General features: G+C 70.7%; 15 protein-coding genes, 1 pseudogene and 2 riboswitches. Of the genes and pseudogenes, 8 read left to right on the top strand and 8 right to left on the bottom strand.

The features are described from left to right. Positions 1 to 13: 13 nt before the first annotated feature. Positions 14 to 805, bottom strand: coding sequence for an enhanced serine sensitivity protein SseB (locus ACZ39I_RS15320; RefSeq protein ID WP_467244886.1), 792 nt, complete (start codon positions 803 to 805; stop codon positions 14 to 16). A gap of 67 nt (positions 806 to 872) precedes the next feature. Continuing rightward, the gene (locus tag ACZ39I_RS15315; protein ID WP_467244885.1) at positions 873 to 1,541 is read right to left on the bottom strand and encodes an AAA family ATPase; all 669 of its coding nucleotides are present in this window, start codon (positions 1,539 to 1,541) and stop codon (positions 873 to 875) included. Between the two features lie 182 nt (positions 1,542 to 1,723). Further along, positions 1,724 to 1,821, top strand: a riboswitch (glycine riboswitch). Further along, a riboswitch (glycine riboswitch) is annotated at positions 1,822 to 1,935 on the top strand. Between the two features lie 51 nt (positions 1,936 to 1,986). On the opposite strand from ACZ39I_RS15315, the gene gcvT reads away from it, so the two are divergent. From gcvT to ACZ39I_RS15285, 6 genes are all read left to right on the top strand, one after another. Beyond that, complete coding sequence (gcvT, locus tag ACZ39I_RS15310; protein WP_467244884.1) at positions 1,987 to 3,105, top strand: glycine cleavage system aminomethyltransferase GcvT; 1,119 nt, start codon at positions 1,987 to 1,989, stop codon at positions 3,103 to 3,105. A gap of 98 nt (positions 3,106 to 3,203) precedes the next feature. Next, positions 3,204 to 3,581 carry a glycine cleavage system protein GcvH gene (gene gcvH / locus ACZ39I_RS15305; RefSeq protein WP_031058756.1) on the top strand — a complete coding sequence of 126 codons (378 nt, stop codon included), beginning with the start codon at positions 3,204 to 3,206 and terminating at the stop codon, positions 3,579 to 3,581. Positions 3,582 to 3,595: 14 nt separating this feature from the next. Further along, the gene (gene glyA / locus ACZ39I_RS15300) at positions 3,596 to 4,858 is read left to right on the top strand and encodes a serine hydroxymethyltransferase (protein WP_467244883.1); all 1,263 of its coding nucleotides are present in this window, start codon (positions 3,596 to 3,598) and stop codon (positions 4,856 to 4,858) included. 56 nt (positions 4,859 to 4,914) lie between these two features. After that, the gene (locus tag ACZ39I_RS15295) at positions 4,915 to 6,282 is read left to right on the top strand and encodes an L-serine ammonia-lyase (protein ID WP_467244882.1); all 1,368 of its coding nucleotides are present in this window, start codon (positions 4,915 to 4,917) and stop codon (positions 6,280 to 6,282) included. Between the two features lie 267 nt (positions 6,283 to 6,549). Further along, a complete protein-coding gene (locus ACZ39I_RS15290; RefSeq protein ID WP_467244881.1) occupies positions 6,550 to 7,107 on the top strand; it encodes a glycoside hydrolase family 25 protein in 558 nt (185 codons plus the stop codon). Between the two features lie 27 nt (positions 7,108 to 7,134). Next, entirely contained in the window at positions 7,135 to 7,677 is a 543-nt protein-coding gene (locus tag ACZ39I_RS15285; protein ID WP_467244880.1) for an MOSC domain-containing protein, read from the top strand. Here the strand turns inward: ACZ39I_RS15285 and ACZ39I_RS15280 are convergent. Continuing rightward, positions 7,674 to 7,877, bottom strand: coding sequence for a hypothetical protein (locus ACZ39I_RS15280; RefSeq protein WP_467245127.1), 204 nt, complete (start codon positions 7,875 to 7,877; stop codon positions 7,674 to 7,676). The two genes, ACZ39I_RS15285 and ACZ39I_RS15280, sit on opposite strands and share 4 nt — an antisense overlap. Between ACZ39I_RS15280 and ACZ39I_RS15275 the strand changes: the two are divergent. Next, positions 7,864 to 8,037 (top strand): annotated as a pseudogene (locus ACZ39I_RS15275) (ABC transporter ATP-binding protein); the annotation flags it as partial. The gene ACZ39I_RS15280 and the pseudogene ACZ39I_RS15275 overlap by 14 nt on opposite strands. Positions 8,038 to 8,078: 41 nt before the next feature. Here the strand turns inward: ACZ39I_RS15275 and ACZ39I_RS15270 are convergent. Beyond that, on the bottom strand, positions 8,079 to 8,297 hold the full coding sequence (locus ACZ39I_RS15270; RefSeq protein WP_467244879.1) for an EF-hand domain-containing protein: 219 nt from the start codon (positions 8,295 to 8,297) through the stop codon (positions 8,079 to 8,081). A gap of 174 nt (positions 8,298 to 8,471) precedes the next feature. Here ACZ39I_RS15270 and ACZ39I_RS15265 point away from each other — a divergent pair, with 174 nt between their 5' ends. Then, entirely contained in the window at positions 8,472 to 9,152 is a 681-nt protein-coding gene (locus ACZ39I_RS15265; protein WP_467244878.1) for a GNAT family N-acetyltransferase, read from the top strand. Here the strand turns inward: ACZ39I_RS15265 and ACZ39I_RS15260 are convergent. The 4 genes from ACZ39I_RS15260 to ACZ39I_RS15245 form a co-directional block, all read right to left on the bottom strand. Next, positions 9,123 to 10,331: a YVTN family beta-propeller repeat protein gene (locus tag ACZ39I_RS15260; RefSeq protein WP_467244877.1), complete on the bottom strand. Its 1,209-nt coding sequence runs from the start codon at positions 10,329 to 10,331 to the stop codon at positions 9,123 to 9,125. The two genes, ACZ39I_RS15265 and ACZ39I_RS15260, sit on opposite strands and share 30 nt — an antisense overlap. After that, positions 10,331 to 11,068 carry a polysaccharide deacetylase family protein gene (locus ACZ39I_RS15255; RefSeq protein WP_467244876.1) on the bottom strand — a complete coding sequence of 246 codons (738 nt, stop codon included), beginning with the start codon at positions 11,066 to 11,068 and terminating at the stop codon, positions 10,331 to 10,333. The genes ACZ39I_RS15260 and ACZ39I_RS15255 overlap by 1 nt, the downstream gene beginning before the upstream one ends. Positions 11,069 to 11,121: 53 nt before the next feature. Then, entirely contained in the window at positions 11,122 to 11,625 is a 504-nt protein-coding gene (locus ACZ39I_RS15250; RefSeq protein ID WP_467244875.1) for an ATP-binding protein, read from the bottom strand. A gap of 262 nt (positions 11,626 to 11,887) precedes the next feature. Continuing rightward, positions 11,888 to 12,655, bottom strand: a complete 768-nt coding sequence (locus ACZ39I_RS15245) for an enoyl-CoA hydratase/isomerase family protein (protein WP_467244874.1) — start codon at positions 12,653 to 12,655, stop codon at positions 11,888 to 11,890. Positions 12,656 to 12,725 lie beyond the last annotated feature (70 nt).

Here is a 12,725-nt window from a genome sequence, read left to right as displayed (position 1 = left end):
GTGGCTTGTCGCGCTAGCCCTGCGTGTAGAAGGGCCGTACCTGCCCGCGCATCCAGTGGCCCACCGGGTCGTCCGCCACGTCGAGCAGGACCAGGTTGACCGGCCAGGGCACCAGGGTCCGGCCCAGGGCCCGGCCAAGGGCGTCCATCGGCAGGGTGCGCAGGTCGCCCTCCCACTGGGAGAGTTCCACGCCCACGAACATGACCGGGTCGGCGGTCTCGATGACGGCCAGGCAGCGGCGGGCCGTGAGGACCACTCCCGTGGCCGCGAACTCGGCGGACGCGGCTGCCAGGAAGTCGACCGGGTCGTCCTGCCAGTCCGGCTCGTAGAGCTTGACCCGGCCGCCGGTGTTGGGCCCGTCCAGCGGGGTGCGGCCCACCCGGCACAGGTCGGCGACGGCGGCGGGCGGGAGGGGGACACCGACCACGCCGTCGGGGTTCACCGCGACGCCCACGTGCGGGGGCAGACCGCGGGCGAACTCGACCGCCGGGGCGATGGTGTACGACAGATGGCTGCCGACGACCTGGCGGAACTGCTCCTCGGAGCTGAAGACCGGGACGAACGCCTGGCCCTCGATCTCCAGGGTGGGCAGGTCGAGGGGGCCGCTGTGCGGGCCGCCGCCGTTCGGCAGGGGGATCCAGACGAAGCTGCGGCCGAGCACCTCGATGATCCGGGCGCCCGCCGAGGGCATGCCGAGGGAGGCCGAGAGCACCTCCTCCAGCTCGTTGCCGGGCCATCCGCCGTGCGGATGGGGGTGTGCCGACTGTGCCGGGAAGTGCGCGGGAAGATCCGCCGGGAAGTCCATCTGTGTGACCGCCTGCTGTGAACCGCTGATGTGGCTGAAAGGCTAGCGGGTGCGGAGGATGTGTGGCTCAGCCCGTGAACCCGATCCGCCGCAGGACGTCCGCCGCGTCCCGGTCGATCAGCACCGCCGAACCGCAGCCCTGGGGCAGGTCGCCGCGCTCCACGGAGCGGATCAGCCGGGCGGCCGCCCCCCGGTGCCGCAGGAAGGCGTACCGCGAGACCCCCCGGCCGCGCTCGCGCTGACCCTCCAGCGCGGCGTCCGCGGTGACGTCGAGCAGCAGCAGGTGCAGGGTGCCGCCCCGGCGCCGCGCCTCGCGGGCCAGCCAGCCCCGCACCCAGGCCTGCGTCCCGCAGTCGTGCACCACCACTCCCTCGCCGGAGCGCAGGGCGCGGCGCAGTGCGGCGTAGTGCGCGAGCCGGACCAGGGGGCGGTAGGCGGCGTACGGCAGTAAGCGGGCCAGCCGGCCGTCCCAGCGGTCGCGGGTGTCCTGGGAGTCGATCCGGATGCCCCTGACCGCACGCCTCATCAGCGTGGACTTGCCGCTGCCGGGCAGGCCGGTGATGACGACGACGTCCCCCGGGCCGAAGAGCAGGGCGCGGGGACTGTGGCCCGCGCGGTCGCGCAGGTCACGGACGACCGGGCGGGCCCCCGGGGTCTCGACCGCCGGGGCCGCGGGCTGCTCGGGCAGCGCGAGCCCCGAGGTCGTCGCGTACGCCGTGGTCCTGTTCACCGTCATCGTCCTCCTCCGGGGTCGGGCTTCCCCTCCCCACCGAGCGTAAAGAGAAGGTAATGGATGATCTCTCGTGTTTCTGTACGCGTACCGTCACGAGCCGGTTACAGAAGGGAGGGGCCGGGGCGGCCCTGCCGTGGGCGTCGGATGCGTGCAATGATGTCGGCGCCAACTGCATACCGGCCGCTTGAATCCGCGCGGGAGAGTCCCGGGGTACGTGTACCCGGGCGCCGAAGGAGCAAGTCCCTCCCTTGAATCTCTCAGGCCCCGTTACCGCGCGGGCGAGGCACATCTGAAAAGCGGGCCGCCGACTCGACGGCGGCCCCACCCACGGTGCAAGCCACCGGCCACTCGTGTGGCCGGGGCGAACCTCTCAGGTTCCGATGACAGATGGGGAGGAATACCTCGCCCGTCACACCCATGTCCTGGGATCCTTGGAGACGACCGTCCGATGAGCAGTTCTGAACTCCGTCTCACCGCGCTCGATGCCCTGCACCGCTCGCTCGGTGCGACCATGACCGACTTCGCCGGCTGGGACATGCCCCTGCGGTACGGCTCCGAGCGCGACGAGCACACCGCGGTACGCACGAAAGCCGGGCTCTTCGACCTCTCCCACATGGGCGAGATCACCGTGACCGGGCCGCAGGCGGCCGGGCTGCTGAACTTCGCCCTGGTCGGCAACATCGCCTCGGTCGGTGTCGGCCGGGCCCGCTACACGATGATCTGCCAGGCCGACGGCGGCATCCTCGACGACCTGATCGTCTACCGGCTCGGGGAGACCGAGTACATGGTGGTCGCCAACGCCTCCAACGCGCAGGTCGTGCTGGACGCGCTGACCGAGCGCGCGGCCGGCTTCGACGCCGAGGTGCGCGACGACCGGGACGCCTACGCGCTGATCGCCGTACAGGGGCCGGAGTCCCCCGGCATCCTCGCGTCCCTGACCGACGCCGACCTCGACGGTCTCAAGTACTACGCCGGTCTGCCGGGCACGGTCGCCGGGGTGCCGGCGCTGATCGCGCGCACCGGGTACACCGGCGAGGACGGCTTCGAGCTGTTCGTGAAGCCGGAGCACGCGGTCGAGCTGTGGCAGGCGCTGACCAAGGCCGGCGAGGGCGTCGGGCTCGTCCCCTGCGGGCTGTCCTGCCGGGACACGCTGCGCCTGGAAGCGGGCATGCCGCTGTACGGGCACGAGCTCTCACGGGAGCTGACCCCCTTCGACGCCGGGCTCGGGCGGGTCGTGAAGTTCGAGAAGGAGGGGGACTTCGTGGGGCGCGAGGCGCTCGAGGCAGCCGCCTCCCGCGCCGCCGAGAACCCCCCGCGTGTCCTGGTCGGGCTCGTCGCCGAGGGGCGTCGCGTCCCGCGGGCCGGGTACGCGGTCGTCGCGGGCGGCGAGGTGATCGGCGAGGTCACCTCCGGCGCCCCCTCCCCCACGCTGGGCAAACCGATCGCGATGGCGTACGTCGACGCCGCGCACGCGACGCCCGGCACGACGGGTGTCGGTGTGGACATCCGGGGCAGCCACGAGCCGTACGAGGTCGTGGCGCTGCCGTTCTACAAGCGCCAGAAGTAGCCGCCGTAGGTGATGCTGGGCCCAGAGTCGCTGCTCACGCACGCCTTCCGCAGTCCCCCCTTCACCAGCACTCCCCCGCGTACAGGAGAATCCAGGCCATGAGCAACCCCCAGCAGCTGCGCTACAGCAAGGAGCACGAGTGGCTGTCGGGCGCCGAGGACGGCGTCTCGACGGTCGGCATCACGGAGCACGCGGCCAACGCGCTCGGCGATGTCGTCTTCGTCCAGCTCCCGGAGGTCGGTGACACGGTGACCGCGGGCGAGACCTGCGGCGAGCTGGAGTCGACCAAGTCGGTCAGCGACCTGTACTCCCCCGTCTCCGGTGAGGTCACCGAGGTCAACGAGGACGTCGTCAGCGACCCGGCACTGGTCAACTCCGCCCCCTTCGAGGGCGGCTGGCTGTTCAAGGTACGCGTCTCGGAGGAGCCGGCCGACCTGCTCTCCGCCGACGAGTACACCGCCTTTTCCGCCGGCTGAGGAGTCCGCACCCGATGTCCGCACTGAACACCCCCCTGCACGAACTCGACCCGGAGATCGCCGCCGCGGTCGACGCCGAGCTGGACCGTCAGCAGTCCACCCTCGAGATGATCGCCTCGGAGAACTTCGCTCCGCTCGCGGTCATGGAGGCACAGGGCTCGGTCCTCACCAACAAGTACGCCGAGGGCTACCCGGGCCGCCGTTACTACGGCGGCTGCGAGCACGTCGACGTCGCCGAGCAGATCGCGATCGACCGGGTCAAGGACCTGTTCGGCGCCGAGTACGCCAACGTGCAGCCCCACTCCGGTGCCTCCGCGAACCAGGCCGCCCTGTTCGCGCTGGCCCAGCCCGGCGACACGATCCTGGGCCTGGACCTGGCGCACGGGGGTCACCTGACCCACGGGATGCGGCTGAACTTCTCCGGCAAGCAGTTCAACGTCGTCGCCTACCACGTGGACGAGTCGGGCCTCGTCGACATGGCCGAGCTGGAGAAGCTGGCCAAGGAGCACCGGCCCAAGGTGATCATCGCGGGCTGGTCCGCCTACCCGCGGCAGCTGGACTTCGCGGAGTTCCGCCGGATCGCCGACGAGGTCGAGGCGTACCTGTGGGTCGACATGGCCCACTTCGCCGGCCTGGTGGCGGCCGGGCTGCACCCGAACCCCGTCGAGTACGCGGACGTGGTCACCTCCACCACCCACAAGACGCTGGGCGGACCGCGCGGCGGGATCATCCTCGCGAAGAAGGAGTTCGCGAAGAAGCTGAACTCCTCCGTCTTCCCGGGCTTCCAGGGCGGCCCCCTGGAGCATGTGATCGCGGCGAAGGCCGTGTCCTTCAAGGTCGCGGCCTCGGAGGAGTTCAAGGAGCGCCAGCGGCGTACGGTGGACGGTGCGCGCATCCTCGCCGAGCGTCTGACGGCCGACGACGCCCGGGAGGCCGGGATCGACGTGCTCTCCGGCGGCACCGACGTCCACCTCATCCTCGTCGACCTGCGCGAGTCCGAGCTGGACGGCCGGCAGGCCGAGGACCGTCTTCACGAGGTCGGCATCACGGTCAACCGCAACGCCGTCCCGAACGACCCGCGCCCGCCGATGGTGACCTCGGGGCTGCGGATCGGCACGCCCGCCCTGGCCACCCGCGGCTTCACGGCCGAGGACTTCGCCGAGGTCGCGGACGTCATCGCTGCGGCACTGAAGCCGTCGTACGACGTGGAGTCGCTCAAGGCCCGGGTGAAGGCCCTTGCCGACAAGCACCCGCTGTACGCCGGCCTGAACAAGTAGTTCCACGGTGGGGGCACCCGACGACGTGTGCCCCCACCCTTTGTGAAGGAGTTCCCGTGGCCATCTCGGTCTTCGACCTGTTCTCGATCGGCATCGGCCCGTCGAGCTCCCACACGGTCGGCCCGATGCGCGCGGCCCGCATGTTCGCCCGCCGCCTGCGCAACGAGGACCTGGTGTCCTCCGTCGCCTCGGTGCGCTGCGAGCTCTACGGCTCCCTGGGCGCGACCGGCCACGGTCACGGCACCCCGAAGGCCGTACTGCTCGGCCTGGAGGGGGCCTCCCCGCGCACGGTGGACGTGGAGGGCGCGGACGACCGGGTGGCGGAGATCAAGGCCACGGGGCTCCTGAAGCTGCTCGGTGAGCGCGAGATCCCGTTCTCCTTCGACGACGACCTGGTCCTGCACCGCCGCAAAGCCCTCCCCTACCACGCGAACGGCATGACGGTGTGGGCGTACGACGCCTCGGGCGCCGAGCTCATGTCGAAGACGTACTACTCGGTGGGCGGCGGGTTCGTCGTCGACGAGGACGCCATGGGCGCGGACCGGATCAAGCTGGACGACACGGTCCTGAAGTACCCCTTCCGCACCGGCGACGAGCTGCTGCGGCTGGCGAAGGAGACCGGTCTGTCGATCTCCGCCCTGATGCTGGAGAACGAGCGGGCCTGGCGCACCGAGGACGAGATCCGGGCCGGGCTGCTGGAGATCTGGGAGGTCATGCGGGCGTGCGTGTCGCGGGGCATGTCCCGTGAGGGCATCCTGCCGGGCGGGCTCAAGGTCCGCCGCAGGGCCGCCGTCACCGCCCGCCAACTCCGCGCCGAGGGCGATCCGTTGGCGCACTCCATGGAGTGGATCACGCTGTACGCGATGGCGGTGAACGAGGAGAACGCGGCGGGCGGACGGGTGGTGACCGCCCCGACCAACGGGGCCGCCGGCATCATCCCCGCGGTGCTCCACTACTACATGAACTTCGTGCCCGGCGCCGACGACGAGGGTGTCGTCCGGTTCATGCTGGCGGCCGGCGCCATCGGCATGCTCTTCAAGGAGAACGCCTCCATCTCCGGCGCCGAGGTCGGCTGCCAGGGCGAGGTCGGCTCGGCCTGCTCGATGGCCGCGGGCGCCCTCGCCGAGGTCCTCGGCGGCTCCCCCGAACAGGTCGAGAACGCCGCCGAGATCGGCATGGAGCACAACCTGGGCCTGACCTGCGACCCGGTCGGCGGCCTGGTCCAGATCCCCTGCATCGAGCGCAACGGCATGGCCGCGGTGAAGGCGGTCACGGCGGCCAAGATGGCGCTGCGGGGCGACGGCTCGCACAAGGTGTCCCTGGACAAGGTCATCAAGACCATGAAGGAGACCGGGGCCGACATGAGCGTGAAGTACAAGGAGACGGCCCGGGGCGGGCTCGCGGTGAACATCATCGAGTGCTGACGGTCACGGTCCTCGGGTCGGGCTCCGCGTCGTAGTTCGGGCGTAGAGGCGGTCGCGACAAATCCCCCGCATCCTCGCCACGGCAGACGCATACGGCGTGTCCGTCGCAATCTCCTCCCCGCTCCCACGGATGCGGAGGTCGCGCAGGGTGCCGTACCTCTCCTCGGAACCGCTCGGACCGGCGCCCGCGCAACCGGGGTTCCCGCACCGGGCAGGTGGGGCATCATCAACTTCCGTCCCCCCGACCACACTTCAAGGAGCCCCCACATGCTCCGCGGTATCGATGTCAGCGCCTACCAGTCCTCCTCCTACAGCACGGAGGGCCTCTCCTTCGTCTTCATCAAGGCGACGGAGGGCCGCTCCTACACCAACCCCAAGCTCTCCGCCCAGACCAAGCACGCCCGCGACGCCGGGCTGGTCGTCGGCTTCTACCACTTCCTGTGGCCCGGCAACCTCACCGCCCAGGCCGAGTACTTCGTCAAACACGCCCCCGAGAAGGGCGGCGACATCCTCGCGGTCGACTGGGAGACCACCGGCGACGGCACCCACGCGAGCAACGCGGAGAAGGACAGCTTCATCCGCAAGGTGAAGCAGCTGCGCCCGAACAACCGGGTCCTTCTCTACACCAACCGGCACTACTGGCTGACGGTCGACACCACGTCGTACGCCGGCGACGGCCTCTGGATCGCCGACTACGTCACGGCCGGCAAACCCCGCATCAAGGCCAAGTGGCGCTTCCACCAGTACACCGACGACCCCGTGGACAAGAACGTCGCCGACTTCGCGAGCAAGGCGGCCCTGCGGGAGTGGGCCGCCGACGCCTGACGCCGGGGCCACGCTTAGGCTTCGGGTATGGGTGGGACGATCACTGCGGTCAGCAGCAACGGAACATACTCCTTCACGAAGCCGAACCGGGAGAGCATCACCTTGCTCGCCGGGTTCGGGGTGGAGGGGGACGTCCACGGCGGGGCGACGGTCAAGCACCGTTTCCGGATGAGGAAGGACCCCTCGCAGCCGAACCTCCGGCAGGTGCACCTGATGCACGAGGAGCTGTTCGAGGAGCTCCGGGAAGCCGGGTTCGAGGTCGGCGCCGGGCAGCTCGGAGAGAACGTCACGACGCGTGGCGTCGATCTGCTGGGGCTGCCGGTGGGGACCCTGCTGCACCTGGGCGACGAGGCCGTCGTGGAGGTGACCGGGCTGCGGAATCCGTGTGCGCAGATCGACGGGTTCCAGAAGGGGCTGCTGAAGCAGGTCGTGGGCCGCAGTGACGACGGCCGGGCGCTGTTCCGGTCCGGGATCATGAGTGTCGTGGTCAGCGGGGGTGTGGTGCGGGCCGGGGACGCCGTGGGGGTGGAGCTGCCCGAGGGTCCGCACCGGGCGCTGGACATCGTCTAGCCCGCGAACGGATCCTCCAGCTCCCCCCGCAGGATCTCCGCCGCCCCCTCCGCGTCCCCGTCGGCCACCGCCCGGATCAGCGCCGCGTGGGCCTCGTCCGCGGTGTTGGGGTCGTCGTCGCGCAGGCCGGTCAGTGCCAGCAGCTCGACCAGGCACGAAGGCGGGGTCGGAGGACGCGGAGGCGGCCCGCCCGGCACCACCCACGCGATGCTGCTGCGTGCGGGCCGGGTCCTCGCGCAGGGCCCGGCGGCGCGGGTGCTCACCGGCGACCAGGTCGCCAAGTGCTTCGACCTGCCGCTGGTCCTGGAGCGCCACGACGGCCGCTGGACGGTACGGATCCGGGGCCGGGGCCGGGCATGACGAAGGGGGCGCCCGTCGGGGCGCCCCCCTCACCGTCGGCTCTACTTGTTCAGGTAGGCCCAGAACTCGTCGAACGACAGGAGCTTGTCGCCGTTCAGGTCGCGGCTCTTGATGATCGCCGCGGCGACCGACTCGGTCACGTTCCAGTCACCGCCCTGGGCCAGGGCGGACTTGAACTCGGCGGCGGTGATGGAGCCGTCACCGTCCGCATCGATCCGCTCGAACTGCTTGCGTGCTTCCTCGATGTCGATGTGCGCCACCGGTCCGCCCCTTTTCTTGCCTTTGTCGTGTCCTGCTGGCTTGCTGCCGCAGGTCAGATTAGCGGCCCGCCCGGACCTCCAGCACGGCGACCACCGGGGAAAACCGCGGTGCCGTCCTCGATCGCGTCTGCGAGGGTGGGCCATCCACTGGGTGGCGACTCGAGGAGCGGTGTGATGGAGACCTTGCGGGACATTCTCGACGCGGCGGCCCGCGGGGTCTTCCCGCCCGCGGACGGCGGCACGACGGTCGTACCGCAGGCGTGCCACCGGGACGCGGGGGTGCTGTCCTTCACGGCGCACTCGGTCGTCTTCACCGACGAGGACCCGGAGTGGGTGCACGCCACCCTGCGCGGCCTGGACTGCGACGCGCTGGCCGCGACCATGAACCCGCGGTTCCTGACCGCCCTCCTGGACCGGACCGGGCGCAGGTCCGAGACCATCGACGCGATGCTGGTCGGCGACCCGCTCCCGGGCGAACCGCCGCTCACACTGAGGGAGATCGAGGATCCCGACCACCCCCGTGTCGTCTACGCCCGCAGGCGGCGTGACGGCATTCGCGCCTGGACGGCGCCGGGCGGCGTGCTGGTGACGGGGCGCGGGGTCGGCGGCCGTCTGGAGGTCTCGGTCGAGGTGGACGAGGACGTACGGCACCGGGGTCTGGGGCGTGCCCTGGTGACCGCGGCGAGGCATCTCGTCGAGGAACCGCTGTGGGCCCAGGTGTCCCCGGGGAACGCCCGCAGCATGCGGGCGTTCCAGGCGGCCGGTTACCGTCCGGTGGGCGCGGAGGCGGTGCTGCTCGCCGCGGCCCCACGGGTCCTCGACCGCTCAGCGGAAGATGCCGGTGTGACCGAGTGAGTACCGCCCCGGCTGGGGGTACACCGCGAGCCCGTGCGGTCCGCTGCCGACCCTGATACGGGCGAGCTGGGCGCCGGTGCGGGTGTCGATGGCGTAGACCTCGGAGTTGTAGCGGCCGGACAGCCACAGGACCTTGCCGTCGGCGGAGACGCCGCCCATGTCGGGGCTGCCGCCGCCGGGGAGGCGCCACTTCCTGGTGAGCCGGTTCTCGGTGAAGTCGAAGACGGAGACGGTCCCCTCACCGCGGTTGGAGACGTACATCTCGCGGGAGTCGCGGCTGACGTAGAGGCCGTGGGCGCCCTTGCCGGTGGGCAGCAGGGCCGGCTCGCCGAAGGTGTCGCCGTCCAGGACCCACATCCCGTCGGCCATCATGTCCGCGATGTAGAAGCGCTTCCCGTCCGGTGAGACCTTGACGTCCTGCGGCATGGCCCCGTGGAAGGGGAGCCTTTGCTGTCCGACGACCTCCATCTTCTCGGTGTCGACCTTCAGCAGCTCACCGCTGAACTCGCAGGACACGATGAAGTACCTCCCGTCCAGGGAGAAGTCGGCGTGGTTGACGCCGTAGCAGCTGACCGGCACGGTCTTCCTGCGCTCCATGGTGTGCGGGTCGCGGAAGACGAGCTCGCGGTCGAGGGAGGCCATCACGACCGCGTACTTGCCGTTCGGCGTGAAGTACAGGTTGTACGGGTCGTGCACGTCGACCGGCCTGCCCGCCTTCCCGGTGCTCGGGTCGATCGGGGTGAGGGTGTTCCCGCGGTCGTTGTTGACCCAGAGGGTCTTCATGTCCCACGAGGGCACGACGTGCTGGGGCTGCCGCCCGACCCGGATCGTCTCGACGACCTCGTACGTCCTCGGGTCGATCACGGAGACGGTGTCGGACTCGGTGTTGGGCACGTAGACCCGCGACGGGAAGTCCTTGACCACCGGTGACAGCCTGTTCGGCCGGTCCGCCGCGTAGACGTCCTTCGGGTCGAGGACGGGCGGCATCCCGGGCAGCCCGCGGACCGGCTTCCTCACCGGCCCCACCGGCTTCACGGGGGCGGGGACGGCCGCCTTGGTGCCGACGGCCTCATGCACCCCGCTCTCGGTCCCGGTACCGCAGGCGGCGAGGGCGACGAACGCGGCACCCGCGATCAGGGTGCTCCGCACGAGGCGGCGCTTCAGGAGGGTGGGGGGCATCAGCTGAACAACTCCGTGGTGGTCACCGCGGCCAGGCCGCGCCGGTCGAGTTCTTCCAGTACGACGGGGAGGGCGGCGACCGTGTCGGCGTACCCGAAGTGCAGGCTCACCACGGATCCTTCGCGGATCTCGGCGAGTACCTTGCGGGCGACGGCGGTGGCGCCGGGCGAGGTGAAGTCGAGGGAGTCGACGTCGTAGGACAGGACGTGGGGGTAGCCGGCCTCCCGGGCCAGCCGCGTGACGAGCGGGGAGGCGGTGGGCGTACGGGAGGGGCGGAACCAGGTCCCGACCGACCCGGTGAGCCGCCGGATCCGTTCGGCGCAGCCGACGATCTCCGCTCTGGCCTCGGTCTCGGACATGGCGTTGATGTCGAGGTGGTGGAGGGTGTGGTTGCCGAGGTCGTGTCCGCCGTCGAGGACGCGCCGGGCGATGTCGGGATGCGCGTCGAGCCAGGTGCCGACGGCGAGCACGGTGACACGGGCGCCATGCTTCTCGGCCTCGGTGAGCAGGGCGCGGGCGGTGCCGGGATCGCCGTTGCCGTGGAAGGTGAGGGCGACACGGGGGCGGTCGCGGGGGCCGTGGGTGAGCTGGGCGGGCAGGGCGGGGGCTGTGCCGGCGGAGTGGGCGGAGTGGGCCGGGTGAGCGACGGCGTTCCTGGTCGCACATCCCGCGGCCAGCGCCAGCCCAGCGGTGGCGAGGAGCACGGCCCGACGATCGGTAGCGGTCACTCGCCCCATTTAAGGGGTTATGCCGGAGATTGCCGCTGATCGACCCACCGGCTACCCACCGACTACCTGTCGGCCACCCGCATCTCGAACCACGTCGTCTTTCCGCGAGGCAGCAGGTCGACGCCCCATCGGTCCGACAGCTTGTCCACGAGGAACAGTCCGCGCCCGCTGAGATCCGTCTCCTGCACCGGCATCAGACAGGGCAGTCCGCGTGACGGGTCACGGACCTCTATCCGGATCCACCCCCGCCGACGCCGCATCCGAAGACCGAACACCCTCGCACCCGTGTGCCGTACCGCGTTGCCGACCAGCTCGGACACGAGTAACACCGCGTCCTCGGCCATCTTGGGAGTGAGCCCCCAGTGACGGAGGACGATCACCTGGGTCAAGCGCCGCGCGGCCGCCGCGGACTCCGGCCGGGAGGGCAGCGGGACCTCGGCCTCCGTGGGATTTCCGAACAGTTCGAGCGCTTTCAGTGCGTGCTCGTCCTCGACCGCCGGAGACCAGCGCGCCGCCGTCGTTCGGCTGTCTCCCCGCGGCTGTTCGAAACCCTCCAGCCCCGCCATGCCCCCATCATGGCCGCCCATAGCGCCCTCCGGGGCCGTTCCCGACGAATACACCCCCCGGAATGCTTCGTTCCGTTGGCAGTGATCGGCATATGCCATTGGCACTTCGGCGCCTTTGACAACCCCTCTGGCCTGCGGCGGAGGCTCACTGGGGGGCAATCGACGGGCTCCCTCGACAAGGCAGACTTAAGGTTGCGTTAAGGCTCCCATAAACCGCCCCATCGAGGGACCCGCATCAGACATCGCGTCAATTGCAAGGGGTTCAGAGGAATTTGGCCTTGCCGGGGCCCTCCTCGACGAAGCTCTTCATGCCCCGCTCGCGGTCCTCCGTGGCGAACAGACCCGCGAACCAGTTCCGTTCCACCGCGAGGCCCGTCTCGATGTCGGTCTCGAGTCCCATGTCGATCGACTCCTTCGCGGCGCGCAGCGCGATCGCCGGTCCCTTCGCGAGCTTCGCCGCCCAGGCGTGGGCCTCGGCGTACACCTCTTCGGCGGGCACGACCCGGTCCACGAGGCCGAGCGTCAGCGCCTCGCCGGCCTTGACCATACGACCCGTGAAGATCAGGTCCTTCGCCCTGGACGGGCCGATCAGCCGGGCGAGGCGCTGGGTGCCGCCCGCGCCGGGGATCAGGCCGAGCAGGATCTCCGGCTGCCCCAGCTTGGCGTTCTCCGCGGCGATCCGGAAGTCGGCGCACAGCGCGAGCTCGCAGCCGCCGCCCAGGGCGTAGCCGGTGATGGCCGCGACAACCGGCTTGGGGATGCGGGCCACCGCCGTGAACGAGTCCTGCAGGGCGCGGGCGCGCAGGACCATCGCGGTGTGGTCCATGGCCTGCATCTCCTTGATGTCCGCACCGGCCGCGAACACCTTCTCCCCGCCGTACACGATCACCGCGCGCACGTCCTCGCGCCGGGTCGCCTCCTCGGCGAGCTCCTTCAGCCGGTCCTGGACGGCCACGTCCAGCGCGTTCATGGGCGGTCGGTCGAGACGAATCGTGCCGACACCTTCGGCGACTTCGAGATTCACGGTCATGCAGGCAGGTTAACGGCGACTAACGGTGACCGGCCGGGTGCGGTCGCTCACATTCGGCCGGGGGTCTGGG

Source organism: Streptomyces sp. NPDC024687 (assembly GCF_055559055.1).
This window is presented reverse-complemented; position numbering and strand designations above follow the sequence as displayed.